The sequence below is a fragment of the Pseudoalteromonas sp. 1_2015MBL_MicDiv genome, assembly GCF_002407505.1.
Taxonomy (GTDB): domain Bacteria; phylum Pseudomonadota; class Gammaproteobacteria; order Enterobacterales; family Alteromonadaceae; genus Pseudoalteromonas; species Pseudoalteromonas fuliginea.
In genome coordinates this window covers 3,172,604-3,188,930 of the sequence record NZ_CP012737.1, presented here as the reverse complement: position 1 = coordinate 3,188,930, position 16,327 = coordinate 3,172,604, and the positions used below count along the sequence as shown (strand labels likewise).

At 39.8% G+C, this 16,327-nt stretch carries 21 protein-coding genes; 15 read left to right on the top strand and 6 right to left on the bottom strand.

Annotated features, from left to right (window positions below):
* The first annotated feature begins 134 nt into the window (after positions 1-134).
* The 7 genes from AOR04_RS14260 to murA are packed head-to-tail and all read left to right on the top strand — an operon-like array spanning position 135 to position 4,800.
* Positions 135-950 carry an ATP-binding cassette domain-containing protein gene (locus tag AOR04_RS14260; RefSeq protein WP_096794137.1) on the top strand — a complete coding sequence of 272 codons (816 nt, stop codon included), beginning with the start codon at positions 135-137 and terminating at the stop codon, positions 948-950.
* Positions 950-1,729, top strand: a complete 780-nt coding sequence (gene mlaE / locus AOR04_RS14255; protein ID WP_007378308.1) for a lipid asymmetry maintenance ABC transporter permease subunit MlaE — start codon at positions 950-952, stop codon at positions 1,727-1,729. The genes AOR04_RS14260 and mlaE overlap by 1 nt, the downstream gene beginning before the upstream one ends.
* Before the next feature lie 13 nt (positions 1,730-1,742).
* Entirely contained in the window at positions 1,743-2,291 is a 549-nt protein-coding gene (gene mlaD / locus AOR04_RS14250; protein WP_008135833.1) for an outer membrane lipid asymmetry maintenance protein MlaD, read from the top strand.
* 5 nt (positions 2,292-2,296) lie between these two features.
* Positions 2,297-2,977: an MlaC/ttg2D family ABC transporter substrate-binding protein gene (locus tag AOR04_RS14245; RefSeq protein ID WP_007378310.1), complete on the top strand. Its 681-nt coding sequence runs from the start codon at positions 2,297-2,299 to the stop codon at positions 2,975-2,977.
* Positions 2,970-3,263 carry an STAS domain-containing protein gene (locus AOR04_RS14240; protein ID WP_007378311.1) on the top strand — a complete coding sequence of 98 codons (294 nt, stop codon included), beginning with the start codon at positions 2,970-2,972 and terminating at the stop codon, positions 3,261-3,263. Before AOR04_RS14245 ends, AOR04_RS14240 begins: the two co-directional genes overlap by 8 nt.
* A gap of 5 nt (positions 3,264-3,268) precedes the next feature.
* A complete protein-coding gene (locus AOR04_RS14235; RefSeq protein ID WP_007378312.1) occupies positions 3,269-3,526 on the top strand; it encodes a BolA family protein in 258 nt (85 codons plus the stop codon).
* Positions 3,527-3,540: 14 nt separating this feature from the next.
* A complete protein-coding gene (gene murA / locus AOR04_RS14230) occupies positions 3,541-4,800 on the top strand; it encodes a UDP-N-acetylglucosamine 1-carboxyvinyltransferase (RefSeq protein WP_007378313.1) in 1,260 nt (419 codons plus the stop codon).
* 57 nt (positions 4,801-4,857) lie between these two features.
* Here murA and AOR04_RS14225 read toward each other — a convergent pair whose 3' ends face one another.
* The 3 genes from AOR04_RS14225 to AOR04_RS14215 all read right to left on the bottom strand — a co-directional run bounded on the left by AOR04_RS14225 (position 4,858) and on the right by AOR04_RS14215 (position 7,970).
* Positions 4,858-5,940, bottom strand: a complete 1,083-nt coding sequence (locus AOR04_RS14225; RefSeq protein ID WP_007378314.1) for a trypsin-like peptidase domain-containing protein — start codon at positions 5,938-5,940, stop codon at positions 4,858-4,860.
* 100 nt (positions 5,941-6,040) lie between these two features.
* Positions 6,041-7,393, bottom strand: a complete 1,353-nt coding sequence (locus AOR04_RS14220) for a Do family serine endopeptidase (RefSeq protein ID WP_096793713.1) — start codon at positions 7,391-7,393, stop codon at positions 6,041-6,043.
* Between the two features lie 133 nt (positions 7,394-7,526).
* Positions 7,527-7,970, bottom strand: a complete 444-nt coding sequence (locus AOR04_RS14215; RefSeq protein ID WP_007378316.1) for a YhcB family protein — start codon at positions 7,968-7,970, stop codon at positions 7,527-7,529.
* 134 nt (positions 7,971-8,104) lie between these two features.
* Here AOR04_RS14215 and zapE point away from each other — a divergent pair, with 134 nt between their 5' ends.
* The 8 genes from zapE to AOR04_RS14175 all read left to right on the top strand — a co-directional run bounded on the left by zapE (position 8,105) and on the right by AOR04_RS14175 (position 14,636).
* Positions 8,105-9,193 (top strand): cell division protein ZapE, encoded by a 1,089-nt coding sequence (gene zapE / locus AOR04_RS14210; protein ID WP_007378317.1) that lies wholly within the window; start codon positions 8,105-8,107, stop codon positions 9,191-9,193.
* Positions 9,194-9,479: 286 nt separating this feature from the next.
* A complete protein-coding gene (gene rplM, locus AOR04_RS14205; RefSeq protein ID WP_007378318.1) occupies positions 9,480-9,908 on the top strand; it encodes a 50S ribosomal protein L13 in 429 nt (142 codons plus the stop codon).
* 8 nt (positions 9,909-9,916) lie between these two features.
* Positions 9,917-10,309 carry a 30S ribosomal protein S9 gene (gene rpsI / locus AOR04_RS14200; RefSeq protein WP_086007041.1) on the top strand — a complete coding sequence of 131 codons (393 nt, stop codon included), beginning with the start codon at positions 9,917-9,919 and terminating at the stop codon, positions 10,307-10,309.
* A 582-nt stretch (positions 10,310-10,891) separates the two neighbouring features.
* Positions 10,892-11,482 (top strand): ubiquinol-cytochrome c reductase iron-sulfur subunit, encoded by a 591-nt coding sequence (petA, locus tag AOR04_RS14195; RefSeq protein ID WP_007378319.1) that lies wholly within the window; start codon positions 10,892-10,894, stop codon positions 11,480-11,482.
* Positions 11,482-12,747, top strand: coding sequence for a cytochrome b (locus tag AOR04_RS14190; protein WP_007378320.1), 1,266 nt, complete (start codon positions 11,482-11,484; stop codon positions 12,745-12,747). Before petA ends, AOR04_RS14190 begins: the two co-directional genes overlap by 1 nt.
* Positions 12,744-13,493: a cytochrome c1 gene (locus tag AOR04_RS14185; RefSeq protein ID WP_008135840.1), complete on the top strand. Its 750-nt coding sequence runs from the start codon at positions 12,744-12,746 to the stop codon at positions 13,491-13,493. The genes AOR04_RS14190 and AOR04_RS14185 overlap by 4 nt, the downstream gene beginning before the upstream one ends.
* Before the next feature lie 79 nt (positions 13,494-13,572).
* On the top strand, positions 13,573-14,199 hold the full coding sequence (gene sspA / locus AOR04_RS14180; protein ID WP_007378322.1) for a stringent starvation protein SspA: 627 nt from the start codon (positions 13,573-13,575) through the stop codon (positions 14,197-14,199).
* On the top strand, positions 14,199-14,636 hold the full coding sequence (locus AOR04_RS14175; protein ID WP_007378323.1) for a ClpXP protease specificity-enhancing factor: 438 nt from the start codon (positions 14,199-14,201) through the stop codon (positions 14,634-14,636). The genes sspA and AOR04_RS14175 overlap by 1 nt, the downstream gene beginning before the upstream one ends.
* 98 nt (positions 14,637-14,734) lie before the next feature.
* Here AOR04_RS14175 and dolP read toward each other — a convergent pair whose 3' ends face one another.
* From dolP to AOR04_RS14160, 3 genes are read right to left on the bottom strand one after another with little or no spacing between them, the layout of a single operon-like run.
* On the bottom strand, positions 14,735-15,301 hold the full coding sequence (gene dolP / locus AOR04_RS14170) for a division/outer membrane stress-associated lipid-binding lipoprotein (RefSeq protein WP_096793712.1): 567 nt from the start codon (positions 15,299-15,301) through the stop codon (positions 14,735-14,737).
* Complete coding sequence (locus AOR04_RS14165) at positions 15,294-15,887, bottom strand: SIS domain-containing protein (protein WP_007379077.1); 594 nt, start codon at positions 15,885-15,887, stop codon at positions 15,294-15,296. The genes dolP and AOR04_RS14165 overlap by 8 nt, the downstream gene beginning before the upstream one ends.
* Before the next feature lie 60 nt (positions 15,888-15,947).
* Complete coding sequence (locus AOR04_RS14160; RefSeq protein ID WP_007379078.1) at positions 15,948-16,319, bottom strand: YraN family protein; 372 nt, start codon at positions 16,317-16,319, stop codon at positions 15,948-15,950.
* Positions 16,320-16,327: the final 8 nt, after the last annotated feature.

The following is a 16,327-nucleotide window of genomic DNA, read 5'->3' as shown; positions in this document are numbered from 1 at the left end:
CACCTTAAGCTGCAGTTAAGCCGTTATAAACGAGTCTTATACTCCTTTTTGCAAGTGTATTACAAAATCTTACGAATTGTTTTTTCCATCTTGGTTAAAAAAGCTTTAAAATAGGTGCACTAGTGAACATTGTTATGGAGAGCGACTTGTCGCAATCAATAGTAGAAGTCAAGGATGTTAGCTTTTCGAGAGGCGATAGAAGCATATATAAAAATATGAGCTTTAGCGTTCCTAAAGGTAAAATCACTGCGATTATGGGGCCAAGCGGAATTGGTAAAACGACCATGTTGCGTTTAATTGGCGGTCAACTTAAGCCTGACTCCGGTGATATTTTATTTGAAAGTGGTAGTATCCCAAATATGTCGCGCAAAGAACTCTACGAAGCGCGAACTAAAATGAGCATGTTATTTCAAAGTGGTGCGTTGTTTACTGATATGTCGGTATTCGATAATATAGCGTTCCCAATTAGGGAGCACACTGAGTTGAGTGAAGACCTAATTCGGTTGGTTGTGCTAATGAAATTGCAAGCTGTTGGGCTACGCGGAGCGAAAGATTTAATGCCTTCTGAATTATCGGGAGGTATGGCTAGGCGCGCAGCTCTGGCACGTGCTATTGCGCTCGACCCTGAACTTATAATGTACGATGAACCATTTGCAGGCCAAGATCCTATTTCTATGGGGGTGTTGGTTAAATTAATTAAGTCACTCAACGAAGTGCTTGGTTTGTCTTCTTTAATTGTAACCCATGATGTTAACGAGGTAATGAGTATTGCTGACCACGTTATTATTATCGCTGATCAGGGTGTAATTGGTTGTGGAACACCTGACGAAATGCGCAATCATGAGTCTCCTTTAGTGCAACAGTTTTTAAAAGGGTTGTCTGATGGTCCCGTGCCTTTTCATTTTCCAGCTCAAACATATGCAGATGAGTTGCTTGGAGAAAAAGCATAATGTTGGATTTATTTCAAAAATTAGGGCATAAGACGCTAGGTCGTTTTGCGGCTCTGGGTCGCTCAACTTATATGCTTTTTGGCGCACTTGTAAATGTACCTAACTTTAAAAAGGGTACACCTCTACTTATTCGTCAGCTCTACATGGTGGGTTCGCAATCTTTGCTCATTATTATGGTGTCAGGTTTATTTATCGGTATGGTCTTGGCATTACAAGGTTATACGGTATTAGTTGGGTATGGTGCAGAGGATAGTTTAGGGCCATTAGTGGCATTAAGTTTATTACGAGAACTCGGGCCTGTTGTTACAGCGTTATTATTTGCAGGGCGAGCGGGCAGTGCGCTTACTGCAGAAATAGGCTTAATGAAAGCAACAGAACAGTTATCATCATTGGAAATGATGGCAATTGATCCACTAAAACGAATTATTGCACCGCGCTTTTGGGCAGGCTTTATAAGTATGCCGTTACTAGCGGTGATATTTTCAGCAGTGGCAATTATTGGTGCTCATTTAGTCGGAGTTGATTGGCTTGGTGTTGATACGGGTAGCTTTTGGTCAATTATGCAATCACAAGTATCATTTCAGCAAGACATACTAAACGGTATTATTAAGAGCTTTGTATTCGCCATTGTGGTGACTTGGATAGCACTTTATAAAGGGTATGACTGTGTGCCGACCTCTGAAGGGATCAGTAAAGCAACCACCGAAACGGTTGTTCATTCGTCATTGGCGGTTTTAGGGTTTGACTTTATTTTGACAGCGGTAATGTTTACCAGCTAATAGGGTATAGATAATGAATTCACGGAAATTAGAAATTTTAGTTGGTTTTTTTGTGGCGTTAGGAATTTTAGCGTTTGCTATGCTTGCGCTTAAAGTCGCCAATTCAGGTATTAGCGGCTCAGGCGAGACGTACACACTTAATGCTAAATTTGAAAACATAGGGTCATTAAAGGCACGTGCACCAGTAAAAGTGGGCGGAGTCGTTATTGGTCGAGTAGAGTCAATTTATGTTCATCCACAGGAGTTCTTGCCAGTGGTTAATATGACCATTGATGCACAGTATTTATGTCGTTTTTCAGACACGAGCTCAATCTCAATTTTAACATCGGGTATTTTAGGTGAGCAGTATCTAGGTATCCACCCTGTTATTTCTCCTAATTCAGCAGAGCAACGCTGTTTAGGTCAAGTCGTAACCGAAAATAAGCAAGACGAAGCAATTGATGATTTATTTGGTGTAGACAGTAAAGCGTTAGGTGACGGTGATTCAATCACTGATACTAAGTCTGCCATTGTACTTGAAGAGTTAATTGGGCAGTTTTTATTCAACCAAGGTAGTGAGTAATTATTATGTTGAAAAAGTTTCTAGCTATTGTAGCAATTAGCACAATGACGCTAACTCAAAGCGTAAGTGCTGCAGATGTTAAACTAAATGATCCAAACAAAATGGTACGCCAAGTCGCGGATAACACATTTGCACGTATCAAAAAAGATCAGCCATTAATCATTAAAAATCAAGAGCATCTTCGTGTCATTGTTGAAGAAGAATTAATGCCTTATATTGACTACAAATATGCAGCACTTCGCGTGTTAGGTAGTGAAGTATCTAAAGTACGAGCAATTACAGATGAAGCTGAAAAAGCCCAAGCGATTAAAGATATTCAGCGCTTTATTGGTGTATTTAGAGAGTATTTAGTTGCCACTTACGCTGGTGTATTTACACAATATACAAATCAAAAAGTTGAGTTTGGTGCTGAGCAACCATTTAAAGGTAAAGATGTCGTTGTTGTTAAAACTAAAATTCTTGAAGATGGTAAACCTGATATCAGAATAGACTTTAAAGTTCGTGAAGATCGCGATGGTGAATGGCGAGCTTACGATATGATTGCTGAAGGTATTAGTTTATTAGACGCCAAACAAAGCGAACTACAAGGTATTTTACGTCAGCAAGGTATTGACAATGTAAGCAACCTTTTAGAGCAAAAGAGTAAGTTACCTGTTCAATTTAGAGGCAGTAGCTCGAATGACTAAATTGGCAATTAGCCAAGTTGATGAACAGCAGTTTCGAGTAAGTGGTGAACTTACTCGAAATTCCATTAGTAATGAACGGCTTTTGAACGATAAGTTAATAACTAAGCATAAAACCACTTATTTTGACCTTAGTGAGGTATCAAGGGTTGACACAGCGGGCTTAGCTTGGTTAATTCACTCTTTTGCAGAATTTAAGCAGCAAGGCATTCGTCTTGAATTGCAAAATCCACCTGAACAATTGCAAAATTTAATGCAGTTGGGTCAAGTTACAACCCTATTTGAGTGAGAGTTATGGAAACTAGCCAAGTCGAAACATTATTACGCGATGAACTTCAATTAGCTGAAGTGCATGTAAAAGCTAATGGTAGTCATTATGAAGTAATTGCAGTTGGTGAATGCTTTGACGGTTTAAGCCGTGTTAAAAAGCAACAGCTAGTTTATGGTCCGTTGATGAATACAATTTCAGATGGCACAATTCACGCAGTTTCTATTCGCGCTTTCACTCCAACAGAGTGGAAACGTGAACAAAAATTTATTTTACCGCAATAAGTAAGGCCTCCTAAATGGATCAATTTGTAATTCAAGGTGGCACTTCACTTGCTGGTGAAGTTACTATTTCTGGTGCTAAAAACGCAGCGCTTCCTATTTTGTTTGCTGCTTTACTTGCTGATGGTAAAAGTACATTTACTAATGTTCCACGTTTACGTGACATTGTTACCACCGAAGCACTATTAAAAACTTTAGGTGCAGATGTTAATTGGCAAGGCGACACACTTATTATTGATGGCGCAACGGTAAATCAGACGCTTGCCCCTTACGAGCTCGTTAAACAAATGCGTGCTTCTGTGCTTGCACTAGGCCCTTTAGTGGCACGCTTTGGTGAAGCTCAGGTTTCATTACCAGGTGGTTGTGCTATTGGTGCTCGTCCTGTTGATATCCATATTCAAGGTTTAGAGCGCTTAGGCGCACAAATAAGCGTTGAAAATGGTTATATTAATGCAAAGGTAAATGGTCGCTTAAAAGGCGCTGAAATCTTTATGGAGATGGTTAGTGTTGGTGCTACTGAAAATTTACTGATGGCAGCAGCGCTTGCTGATGGAAAAACCATACTTGATAATGCCGCGCGTGAGCCTGAAATTATCGATTTAGCTAATTGTTTAATTGCAATGGGGGCTAAAATTACTGGAGCAGGTACTAGCCGTATCGAAGTGGAGGGTGTTGAGCGCTTGGCGGGTTGTGAGCATAGTATTTTGCCAGATAGAATTGAAACAGGTACATTTTTAGTGGCGGCTGCAATGGCTGGCGGTGAGGTACTTTGTAAGAATACTGATTTTCATTCACTTGAACCTGTGATTGAAAAGCTGCGTGCAACGAATGCATTACTTGAGGTGCATGATGACAGTATTTACTTAGATATGCGTGGCCGAGAGCTTAAAGCTGTTAATATTAAAACCGCTCCACACCCAGGTTTTCCTACTGATATGCAAGCTCAATTTACAGCATTGAATGTTGTGGCAAATGGCAGTGCAACGATTACAGAAACGATTTTTGAAAACCGTTTTATGCATGTGCCTGAGTTACAGCGCATGGGTGCTAATATTCGTCTTGAGGGCAACACGGCTATTTGTGGTGAAACCAAAAGCCTAAGCGGTGCGCAAGTTATGGCAACTGACTTACGTGCTTCAGCGAGTCTAATTTTAACAGGTATAGTCGCGCAAGGTGAAACCGTTGTTGACCGTATTTATCACGTTGACAGAGGATATCAGCGCATTGAAGATAAGCTCAGTGCATTAGGTGCTAATATTAAACGTAGAAGCAGTTAAAAGCGCCTAATATATGTAGGTCGGATATGTAAATACACACCGACCTACAATTAGTAGTTATAGTTTTGTTTCAAGCTCTGCGACCATCACCATGATTTTTTCTATTTTGCCATTTCGATAAAGCTCAAACTCTATTTCTTTCCCTGGTTCTGTATTGCCTATTTTTTCAAGTACTTTTTGCGGGTTTGCTACGGAAAGCCCTGCAATTTTAATAACGATATCTTGTTCTTCAATACCTGCTTGCCAAGCTGGGCCTAAGGGATCTAAGTTCGTAATTCGCATACCTGAAACAGGAGTTAGGCTATCGTTAACTTCTTTACCTGTGCTGTCTACTGCGGTGCCTTCAAAACCAAGGTAGCCTCTAACTACACGACCATGTCGAATCAATTTTCCCATCACTTTTTTAGCAAGTGAATACGGCACAGCAAAAAATATTCCCTGTATGTTTAAATTTTCACGCGTTTTAAATTGGGCTGAAGTGATACCAACTAAATCACCGTTAGAATTGACTAATGCGCCCCCTGAATTCCCTACATTAATAGCGGCATCCATTTGTAATAAGTTATTATAAGGGCTGTCTGTAATTTTTTGCTTACCAGTAGCGCTAATAATACCTTGGGTAATTGTCTGTCCTAAATTAAGTGGGTTACCTATGGCTAGTACTACATCACCTACACTCGACGTATAGCTATCGCTTATAGGAATAACGGGAAGGTGGTCTGCGTTTATTTTAAGTAATGCAAGATCAGTAATCGTATCAAAGCCGATTAGTTGGACATCAAAAAAGCGCCTGCCGTCTGTCAGAATAACCATAATTTGATCTGCATTATTCACTACATGATAGTTAGTAAGAATGTAGCCATCTTGCGACATAATCACACCAGAGCCTAATTCTTGTACGGTATTTTGTCTTTTATAACGAGGTTCTTTCGAAATGCTCTCAGAAAAAATAGTCACTACGGAGGGGGCTGCACGTTTAACAGCATCTGAGAAACTTAAATGACTAGTACTCATTGCACTCGCAAGAGGCACGTTCGGTAATAGAGAAGCTCGCATATTAGGGCTGAAAAAAACCACTAAAAAAGCAATGCTAAGCCCTGCAAATAATGGCGGGAGAATAAATTTTATTAGTTTCAGCACGGGATTCTTATTATAAGGAAGTAATTTCTTTATGATGGCATAAAAAAAATAACAGCGGCAAGTGCCACTGTTACTTTTATTTCATTTATAGCAATATTTATTACTGAATTAAGATAAATATAGATTCACGGCCACGTTTCACGCCAAGCACTATATTGCCTTTTGTGTCATCGATGATCTTATTCATATCACGAATTGTTTCTACGCGTTGACGGTTTACCTGCATTATAATGTCACCCTCTTCAAGGCCAACACGGGCAGAAGGTGAACGAGGATCTACAGAGGTAACTTCAACACCTTTATTACTATTTTTTTGCACGTTTTCAAGCTCGGCACCTTGAAAAGCAGGATGTAGCTCTTCCCCTGTTGCCGTAACACCTGATGCACCATCGAGTGTAACTTTAACTGTTTTAATTTTTCCGTCACGATAAATGCCGAGCTTGATTTCTCTACCTTCACCCAAGGTTGCTATTTTGCTTCGTAATTCATGGAAGCCGCTAATATCACCGCCATTAATACTTACAATAACATCACCGGCTTTGATTCCTGCTTTACTTGCAGCGGTGTCATCCATTACTTGCATAACGTAGGCACCTTGTTTGACGTCAAGTTGCTGTGCTTTAGCTAGGCCTGCATCAAGTGGGCGCCCAGAAATACCAAGTGAGCCACGACGTACTTCACCGTGTTCAATAATTTGATCTACTAGGTTTTTCATCATGTTAGACGGGATAGCAAAACCAATACCAACATTACCGCCTGAAGCCCCTAAAATAGCAGTGTTAATACCTATTAATTCACCATTTAAGTTAACTAAAGCACCACCAGAGTTGCCTTGGTTAATCGCTGCGTCGGTTTGAATGAAATCTTCGTAGCCTTCAATGTTTAAACCACTGCGACCAAGTGCACTCACAATCCCTGATGTAACAGTATGGCTAAGGCCAAACGGATTACCGATAGCAACGGCAAAGTCACCCACACGCAAATTATCTGAGTTTGCTAGTTTTACTTCAGTTAAATCATCAGCGTCGATTTGTAAAAGCGCAATGTCGGATTCTTTATCAGTCCCAATTTTAATCGCTTCAAACTCACGGCCGTCTTCAAGAGTAACAACCATTTTTTCGGCATCTTGAATCACATGGTTATTAGTTACTACATAACCTTCATCAGCATTAATAATAACGCCAGAGCCTAAACCGCTAAATTGACGTTTTTGGCTTCGGGGCTGTTGCTGTCCGAAAAAGTATTCAAGTGGATCCGCACGGCGACGCACTTCTTTTGAGCCTGAAACTTGAATGCTTACAACGCCTGGAGTAATTTTTTCGAGCATTGGGGCAAGTGTTGGCAACTGTTGACCATTTACGGCAACCGGTATTTTTGCATAAGACGCTACCGGGCTTAATAAAAGGCTAGTAGAAAGAATAGCTGCGCTGATAAGTGATAATTTCATTTTCATAGTCTGGGTTTACTCCACTTCGAGAAAAGCAAAAAATTAAAAAGGGCTGCATAAGCAGCCCTTTTTAATTTATCAGTAAGATAAAACAACAAAGCTGTTATATCTAAAGACTATGGGGTTAAAAAAAAGTTCATCAAGATGCTTTAGAATGTTCTGAAACTTTATTTTGTCCTGCAAATAAACCTGATTCGCCTGAAACATAATCAGCAGGTTGTGCTTTTGCTGATGAGCGATCGCATCGGCGCTCTTTTATCGATGCTTGTAATTGCTCAGTAGTTTCTTTTGAAAAGAAAGGTTCAGCTGGTGTTTGCTTCCGATCCTCTAGCAGCAGTTGATTGGTTTCTTCAACATGGCTAAGTAGTTGATCGTAATTCTCTTTCATTTTATTTACAAGCTTGCCTGTACTCGCTAAATGATCGGCTACATCTTGACGATATTGCTCTAACGCATTGTTAGCTTGCTCTGCCTGTTTTTCCAACTCATCCTGTTTAAATTGTTTTTTAGTGACAAATGCACCAATAAAAAAAGCTATAACAGCAACAATAACAATTAAACCTACCCACGTGACTGTGCCCATAAATCTACCCCTTTGGGAAAATAACTAACGAATGCTTGATTCAATTATAAATCATACTAAGTGTAATATACCCCGAGTATTGATGCGTGTTAATATGCTTTGCAAATTAAACTGCATTTTAACTGTAAATAGATATGACTCCTTGGCAAACATACCAACAAGATTTGAAGCGAGATGACTTTGTACATGATGTAGCACAAGAAAATGCAGTGCGCCATTTACAGCGTTTATATGACGATTTAACCCAGAACAAAATAAAATCAAAAAGCTTTTTTGCCAAGCTTTTTAATAAAGATGAGCCAGCGCCTATAAAAGGTTTATATTTCTGGGGAGGAGTAGGGCGTGGTAAAACTTATTTAGTTGATACTTTTTATGAAGCCTTACCAGGCACGCGGAAGATGCGCGTACATTTTCATCGTTTTATGCATCGCGTACACGATGAACTTAAAAAGCTAAACAATACTGTAAACCCATTAGAAAAAGTCGCGGATATTTTAAAAGCTGAAACAGACATAATTTGTTTTGATGAATTTTTTGTTCAAGACATTACAGATGCCATGCTGTTAGGCGGTTTAATGGAGGCATTATTTGCACGCGGTATTGTACTTGTTGCAACGTCAAATATAGTACCTGATGATCTTTATAGAAACGGTTTACAACGTGCGCGTTTTGTACCAGCTATTGAGTTGGTTAAACTCAATACAGAAATAGTAAATGTAGACTCAGGTGTCGATTACCGATTACGTACGCTAGAACAAGCCGAAATTTTTCATAGCCCGCTTGACGAACAAGCAGATAAAAATCTATTTGATTACTTCGATAAACTTTCCTCAGAGCCTGGCCAATTAGATGAGCCTATAGAAATAGAAGGGCGTTTAATCAAAACGCGCAAAGTAGCTAAATGTGTTGTGATGTTTGAGTTTAGTGAATTGTGCGAAACAGCGCGAAGCCAAGTCGATTACATGGAGATTAGTCGCCTATACAATACGGTTATTATTTCTAACGTGAAACAGCTTGGGCAAACTAACGATGATGCTGCAAGACGCTTTATTGCTTTAGTTGATGAATTTTATGAGCGCCACGTAACTTTAATAATTTCAGCTGAGAAGCCGATCACCGACCTTTATACTCAAGGTAACCTTAATTTTGAATTTAAGCGTTGTATAAGCCGTTTGCAAGAAATGCAGTCTTTAGAGTATTTAGCTAAAGAGCATTTAGTTTAAAGTAAGTAGGCAAATGTGTAATAGGCCAACGCTTAAAAATAAGAGGTACATATATAGTACTTCTTATTTCTAAAATTTCTTGTGGAAAAAACAACCGGCGAGTAGCAATGTGTTTTAAGTGCTGGTATACTCCCGCGTCTGCCACGTTGCGTTCTATGCCATCATATAGTCTAGCCACTTGTGAGCGGCGCAAAAGTCTAAAACTCGAAGGGGTTGTAGCAAACTTAGAGCAGTAGTTAATATTAACTACTTGTGGTTTTAATTGAAAAACATTGGATTTTTATAAATGAAAACGTTTGTTGCTAAACCAGAAACAGTAAAACGTGACTGGTACGTAGTTGACGCTGAAGGTAAAACTTTAGGTCGCATCGCTACTGAAATCGCTCATCGCCTACGCGGTAAGCATAAAGTTGAATATACACCGCACGTAGATACTGGTGATTATATCATCGTTATCAACGCTGAAAAAGTTACTGTAACTGGTAACAAATTCAAAAACAAAGTGTACTATTCACACTCTGGTTTTCCAGGTGGTCTTAAGTCTACTACTTTTGATAAACTTCAAGCTGCAAAGCCTGAAATGATCATCGAGAAGGCTGTTAAGGGCATGTTGCCACGTGGTCCTTTAGGCCGCGCTATGTACCGTAAACTTAAAGTTTACACAGGTACTGAGCACAACCATGCTGCACAACAGCCTCAGGTTCTAGACATTTAAGGAGCACCATCATGGCAAATCAATACTACGGTACAGGTCGTCGTAAAAGTTCAAGTGCTCGCGTATTCTTACGCCCAGGCACTGGTAACATCGTAATCAACAAGCGCTCTTTAGAAGAGTACTTTGGTCGCGAAACAGCACGCATGGTTGTTCATCAAGCTCTTGAGCTAGTTGATATGACTGAAAAATTTGATCTTTTCATCACCGTTTCTGGTGGTGGTACAACTGGTCAAGCTGGTGCTATCCGTCACGGTATTACTCGTGCACTTATGGAGTTTGACGAGTCATTACGTCCACAACTTCGTAAAGCAGGTTTCGTTACTCGTGATGCACGTAAAGTTGAACGTAAGAAAGTGGGTCTTAAGAAAGCGCGTAAGCGTCCACAGTTCTCAAAACGTTAATCTATACGTTATCAAAAATTCAAAACCCAGCTTATGCTGGGTTTTTTGTTTTTAAAAATAGTAATTCCGACAATGAAAGATATGCCTAAATTGACTCGTTATCGTGCCTAGGCTTAATAATTACAGTTACTTGTATTGATCAAACTCATCAATAACAGCGTATTTAATAAACGAAAGTTAAAAAATACTCAGATAGCTGCAAAAAAGTTAAATAATTATCGTAATTAGTTTAAATCCATCAGTTAATTGGTGGAATTTTTTGCTACAATTGGCATGGAAGTAAAACGATCGAGTTTTACGACACTACGCACCGTTTTAGAGTTTTCGCTTAGTGAAGTTGATCTTGGTCAGTACATAGTTTTTACAGAAACGGTATTATGACTATTCGGCCCTATACTCAAACTGGCTTACTGAACCCTAGGTGAAGTAGGGTGTGTTAGAGCATGAGGCTGTGAATAACCTTGTTTTAATCAAGGGTTTTAATTATGATCGTTTCTATTTTAAAAATTTCGAATAATTAACCTGCTGTAACTGATGTTCTCAATATAGCAAGTGTTGAGAATCGTAAGTGGAGATAAGTGGATGAGCAATGCGCCTGTAGACAATGGCCGACGTCGCTTTTTAACCATAGCTACCTCTGTTGTTGGTGGTGTTGGTGCGGCTGGGGCTGCTGTTCCTTTTATTGCGTCTTGGAATCCAAGTGAGCGAGCTAAATCTGCGGGTGCGCCTGTGGAAGTAGATATCAGCAAACTTGAGCCGGGACAATTAATACGTGTCGAGTGGCGTGGTAAACCTGTATGGGTTGTATCACGTACCCCAAAAATGCTTGAGCAGATGAAAGAACATGAAGGTCAACTTCGTGATCCACAATCGCAAGAGCCACAACAATTAGAATCATCAACAAATGATTACCGTTCATTACGCCCAGAAATATTTTTGGCTGTAGGTATTTGTACGCATTTAGGGTGTTCTCCTGGCTTTTTACAAGGTAACTTTGGCGAAAAAGTAGAAGGGACTGACGATGGTTTCTACTGCCCATGCCACGGTTCTAAATTTGATATGGCTGGCCGAGTTTTTCAATCGGTACCTGCACCATTAAACTTAGAAATACCACCTTATACTTTTCTAGATGAAACCACTATTTTAGTGGGCGAAGAAAGAGGGGTAGTCTAATGTTTGGTAAGATTATTGGTTGGATAGACGACCGAATCCCAATGACACGTGTTTGGAATATGCACATTGCACAGTATCCAGCACCTAAAAACTTTAACTTCTGGTACTTTTTTGGCTCACTAGCCATGCTGGTACTAGTAAACCAAATTCTTACCGGTATTTGGTTAACGATGAACTTTGTGCCATCTGCTGAGGGCGCATTCGCCTCGGTTGAATACATCATGCGAGATGTAGAATATGGCTGGTTATTGCGTTACTTGCACTCAACAGGTGCTTCAGCGTTTTTCATCGTTGTATATATGCATATGTTCCGTGGCATGATCTACGGTTCTTACCAAAAGCCACGTGAATTACTGTGGTTATTCGGTATGTTTATTTTCTTGGCATTAATGGCTGAAGCGTTCATGGGGTACTTATTACCTTGGGGTCAAATGTCATTTTGGGGTGCGCAGGTAATCATTTCTCTATTCGGTGCAATTCCGGTTATTGGTGATGACTTAACACTTTGGATCCGTGGCGACTACGTAATATCGGGTGCAACGCTTAACCGCTTCTTTGCATTACATGTAATTGCACTCCCACTGGTTATCGTAATCTTAGTTTTCTTACACATTGTTGCATTGCATGAAGTGGGTTCAAATAACCCCGAAGGTATTGAAATTAAGCGTAAGAAAGGCTCTGTAGCTGAAGAAGATAAACCTAAATTTAAATTTCATGAGTATTACACTGACAAAAAAGATATTGTTGATGCAATACCGTTTCATCCTTACTACACAGTTAAAGATATTGTGGGTGTGGTTGGTTTCTTAATATTGTTCTGTTGGGTTGTGTTTTTTATGCCTGCGATGAATGGCTTCTTTTTAGAAGGTCCAAACTTCGAAGCAGCTAACCCTCTTAAAACACCAGAGCACATTTTCCCAGTCTGGTACTTTACGCCATTCTATGCAATCTTACGCGCAATCCCTGATAAGCTTATCGGTGTTGCAGCAATGGGTGCATCGATTGTTGTACTTGCGTTACTACCTTGGGTAGACCGTGGTAGAGTTAAATCGGTTCGTTACCGTTGTGGTTTCCATAAATGGAACATTGCAGGTTTTGTTGTTACTTTCGTTCTTTTAGGTTGGGTGGGTGCAACTCCACAAACAGACCTTAAGACGATAATTTCTCAAATCTGTACTGTGACTTACTTTATGTTCTTCGTGCTGTTGTTTGTATACAGTAAGAACGAAAAAACTAAGCCATTGCCAGAGAGGTTAACGAAATGATGAAAAAGCTTATTATTGGTTTATTTGCTTTATCAGTAAACTTGTTGCCGAATATGGTTATGGCAGCGGGTCCATCGGTTCCTTTAATGGAAGCGAATAACGACCTTACTGATCAACCATCTTTACAGCGCGGTGCAAAGTTGTTCATGAACTACTGTCTTGGTTGTCACCAAATGCAGTATCAACGTTATGAACGTACTTTTCGCGATATTGGTATCCCAACAGAGGTTGGTTTAGAACAATTGATTTTTGACGGTTCTAAAGTCGGTAGCCATATTACTAACGCGATTACAAAAGATGATGCAGCAAAATGGTTTGGTGCGGCTCCGCCGGATTTAACGCTAATTGCTCGTGTAAAATCACCAGATTATATTTACACGTACTTAAAATCGTTTTATAAAGATGAATCTCGCCCGTTTGGTGTAAATAACATTGTTTTCCCATCTGTTGGTATGCCTCATGTTCTTCAAGAGCTGCAAGGTTTGCCAACGCCAATTACTGAAGAAGTAGAAGAGCATGGTCACACTGTGACTAAAGTTATTGCTACTGAAACAGATGGTACGGGTGAACTAAGCGTAGATGAATACGACCAAGCAGCTCGTGATTTAACGAACTTCCTTGAGTACGTGGGTGAACCTTCACGTCTTGAGTCGGAAGCATTAGGTATTAAGGTAATCGGATTTTTAATTATCCTGTTTATCTTGGCATTTATGCTTAAGAAAGAATACTGGAGAGATGTTCATTAAGTTTGAACATATTTAAAGGTAATTTTGCAATAGGGGCTTAAGCCCCTATTGCTGTTTTAGTGATTTAATGGAGGTAGGCATGGCCGTAGCTGCCAATAAGCGCCCTGTAATGACCCTTTTTTCTGGGGCTAACTGTATGTATAGCCACCAAGTACGAATTGTACTTGCGGAAAAAGGTGTAAGTGTAGATATTCATTTGGCTGAAAAAGATAACCTGCCAGAAGCACTTCACGAAATTAACCCTTACGGTACAGTGCCAACACTGATTGACCGTGAGCTTGGTTTATATCAGGCAAATATCATCATGGAATACCTTGATGAACGTTTTCCTCATCCTCCACTAATGCCTGTATACCCGGTAATGCGTGGTCGTAGCCGTTTAATGATGCACCGTATTGATACAGATTGGTACAGCCTAGCTGAAAAAATCATCAATAATGCATCTGATGCAGCTCAAGCTCGTAAAGAGTTAACAGAAGCATTACTAGCTGTAGCACCTATCTTTAGTGAAGCTCCTTACTTTATGAGTGAAGAGTTTAGCTTGGTAGATTGTTACTTAGCTCCACTACTGTGGCGTTTACCAGAGTTTGGTATTGAGCTTAATGGTGCTGGTTCTAAAGAGCTTAAAGAATACATGATCCGTTTATTTGAACGTGAGTCATTCCAAGCTTCTTTAACTGAAGCTGAGCGTGAGATTCGTTTATAATGACGCCTAATCGTCCTTATTTATTACGTGCTTTTTTTGATTGGATAGTTGATAACGAATGCACGCCACATCTAGTGGTAGACGCTGGGTTTGCTAATGTACAAGTGCCTACACAGTTTGTTCAAGACGGACAAATTGTTTTAAACATAAGTCCATCAGCAGTCACACAGTTTTCGTTAGACCTAACCCAACTTAGCTTTAACGCGCGCTTTGGTGGTCAGCCAATGCAAGTGTATGTGCCCTTAGGTGCAGTGCTGGCAATATATGCACGTGAAAATGGTGAAGGTACGGTCTTTACAGCAGACGAGTTTTTAGGGGACGAAGACGACTTTGCTCCAGAGCTTGAAAGTGTTGACTCATCAGCTGAATTTATTGATGAAGCACCACCAGAAAAGCCTGAAAAGAAAAAAGGCTCTCATTTACGTGTTATTAAATAATACATAAATGCCAAAAAAAACCGCTTATTAAGCGGTTTTTTTATGCCTGATACAAAAGCGAGCCGGTGTATGTAATTAGGCTATCTATCATTTTACAACTACATATATTCAAAAACTTTTATTACGCGTTCAACGCCAGATACATTACGTGCAATGTTTACTGCTTGATTAGATTCAGACTCAGAGACTAATCCCATTAAAAATACTTCACCGTTCTCAGTAACTACCTTAATATTATTGCTACTAATATTCTTTGCAGTGAGTAGCTGCGCTTTTACTTTTGAGGTTAACCATGAGTCGTGGGTTTGTGTGGTGATACCAATATTTGATCCAATACGGATTTGATTATGAATTTTACGAATACCAGCAACGTCTTCAATTGTACGTTGAGCTTCACCTTTCATTTCTTGATTTGCGACTTGACCAACTAATAAAACGATACCGTTTACGCTTACTGCATTGATATTAGCAAATTTCTCAATGCGCTCTACCTCACTCAAGGCAATGCTGGCTTTTATCTCAATATTGTTATCATCAATTTGTGAGCCAATAGTGCGGCGATCGTTCGCTGCTGTTACTGCACTAGCTGTACCTGCAACAATAGCGGCCGCACAGCCTTGCAATAATACAACAGTACTTAAAACAATAAGGGAGCGTTTAAACATAGTTTTCATCCTGCGGAAAGAGGGTTAAATCAACAAGTTCGCTTAAACAGTGTAAGTTAACTAAATGCGATTCGATAATACGGCTAGGGCGCTTAGAAGGGGTTCTAATTTCAACGTCATTAGGGCCAAGTAAGCCAACTAATTCCCCTCCATCATCACCGACCATCACGATTACTTTCATATCTTTAGTAAGTGCAGCCTCTACAGCAGAAATAATATGTTTTTCGTTACCGTTTATAGCAAGTGCAAGAAGTAAATCCCCTTGCTGGGCAAAAGCACGAACTTGTCGCGCAAATGTATCGTGATCATCGCCTTGGTTATTTTGACCTAAATTTATATTTTCTTGAGACAAAGCTATCGCGGGGAGACACGGCCGCTCAGTTTCATAATGGTTAACAAGTACACCCGCAATATGTTGGGCTAGCATATGGCAATTTGCAGTGCCGCAACAAATGAGTTTATTACCGTTTATCAAGCTTTGTGCAATGGTAAATGCTGCTGATTCAAGTGCACTGGGTAATACTTCACCTGCAGCGATTTGTACTTGAATGCTCTCTGTAAAAATTTCTTTAATTGTATCTTGCATAGCCTACCAATAATTTATACTTAATCTTTATATGAACTTAAGCCTATATTGCCTAAGTATTTAAAATACGTTTTTAAGCCAGTTAATTTTGGGAGATGATTCTCCTGTAATGGCTACATAATCAATTCTAAGCGCTTCATTTGTTAAGTTTTTAGCGGCTAAGTAATGATAAATACTGCGTTTTAGTCTTGCCTGCTTCTGCGGGCTTAATGCATAATTAGCGCCGCCGCGCGCATTGTTTTTACGAAATTTAACTTCTACAAAAACAAGGGTGTCACCTTCTTTCATAATGACATCAAGCTCACCAAAGGGGCAGTAATAATTACGCTCAATGGGGGTTAATCCCTGAGATACCAAATATTTTTGCGCTTGGAGCTCATAATATTGACCTTTTTCACGGCTATTTTGCCACAGCTCTTTAAACCACGACATGTCGCCCC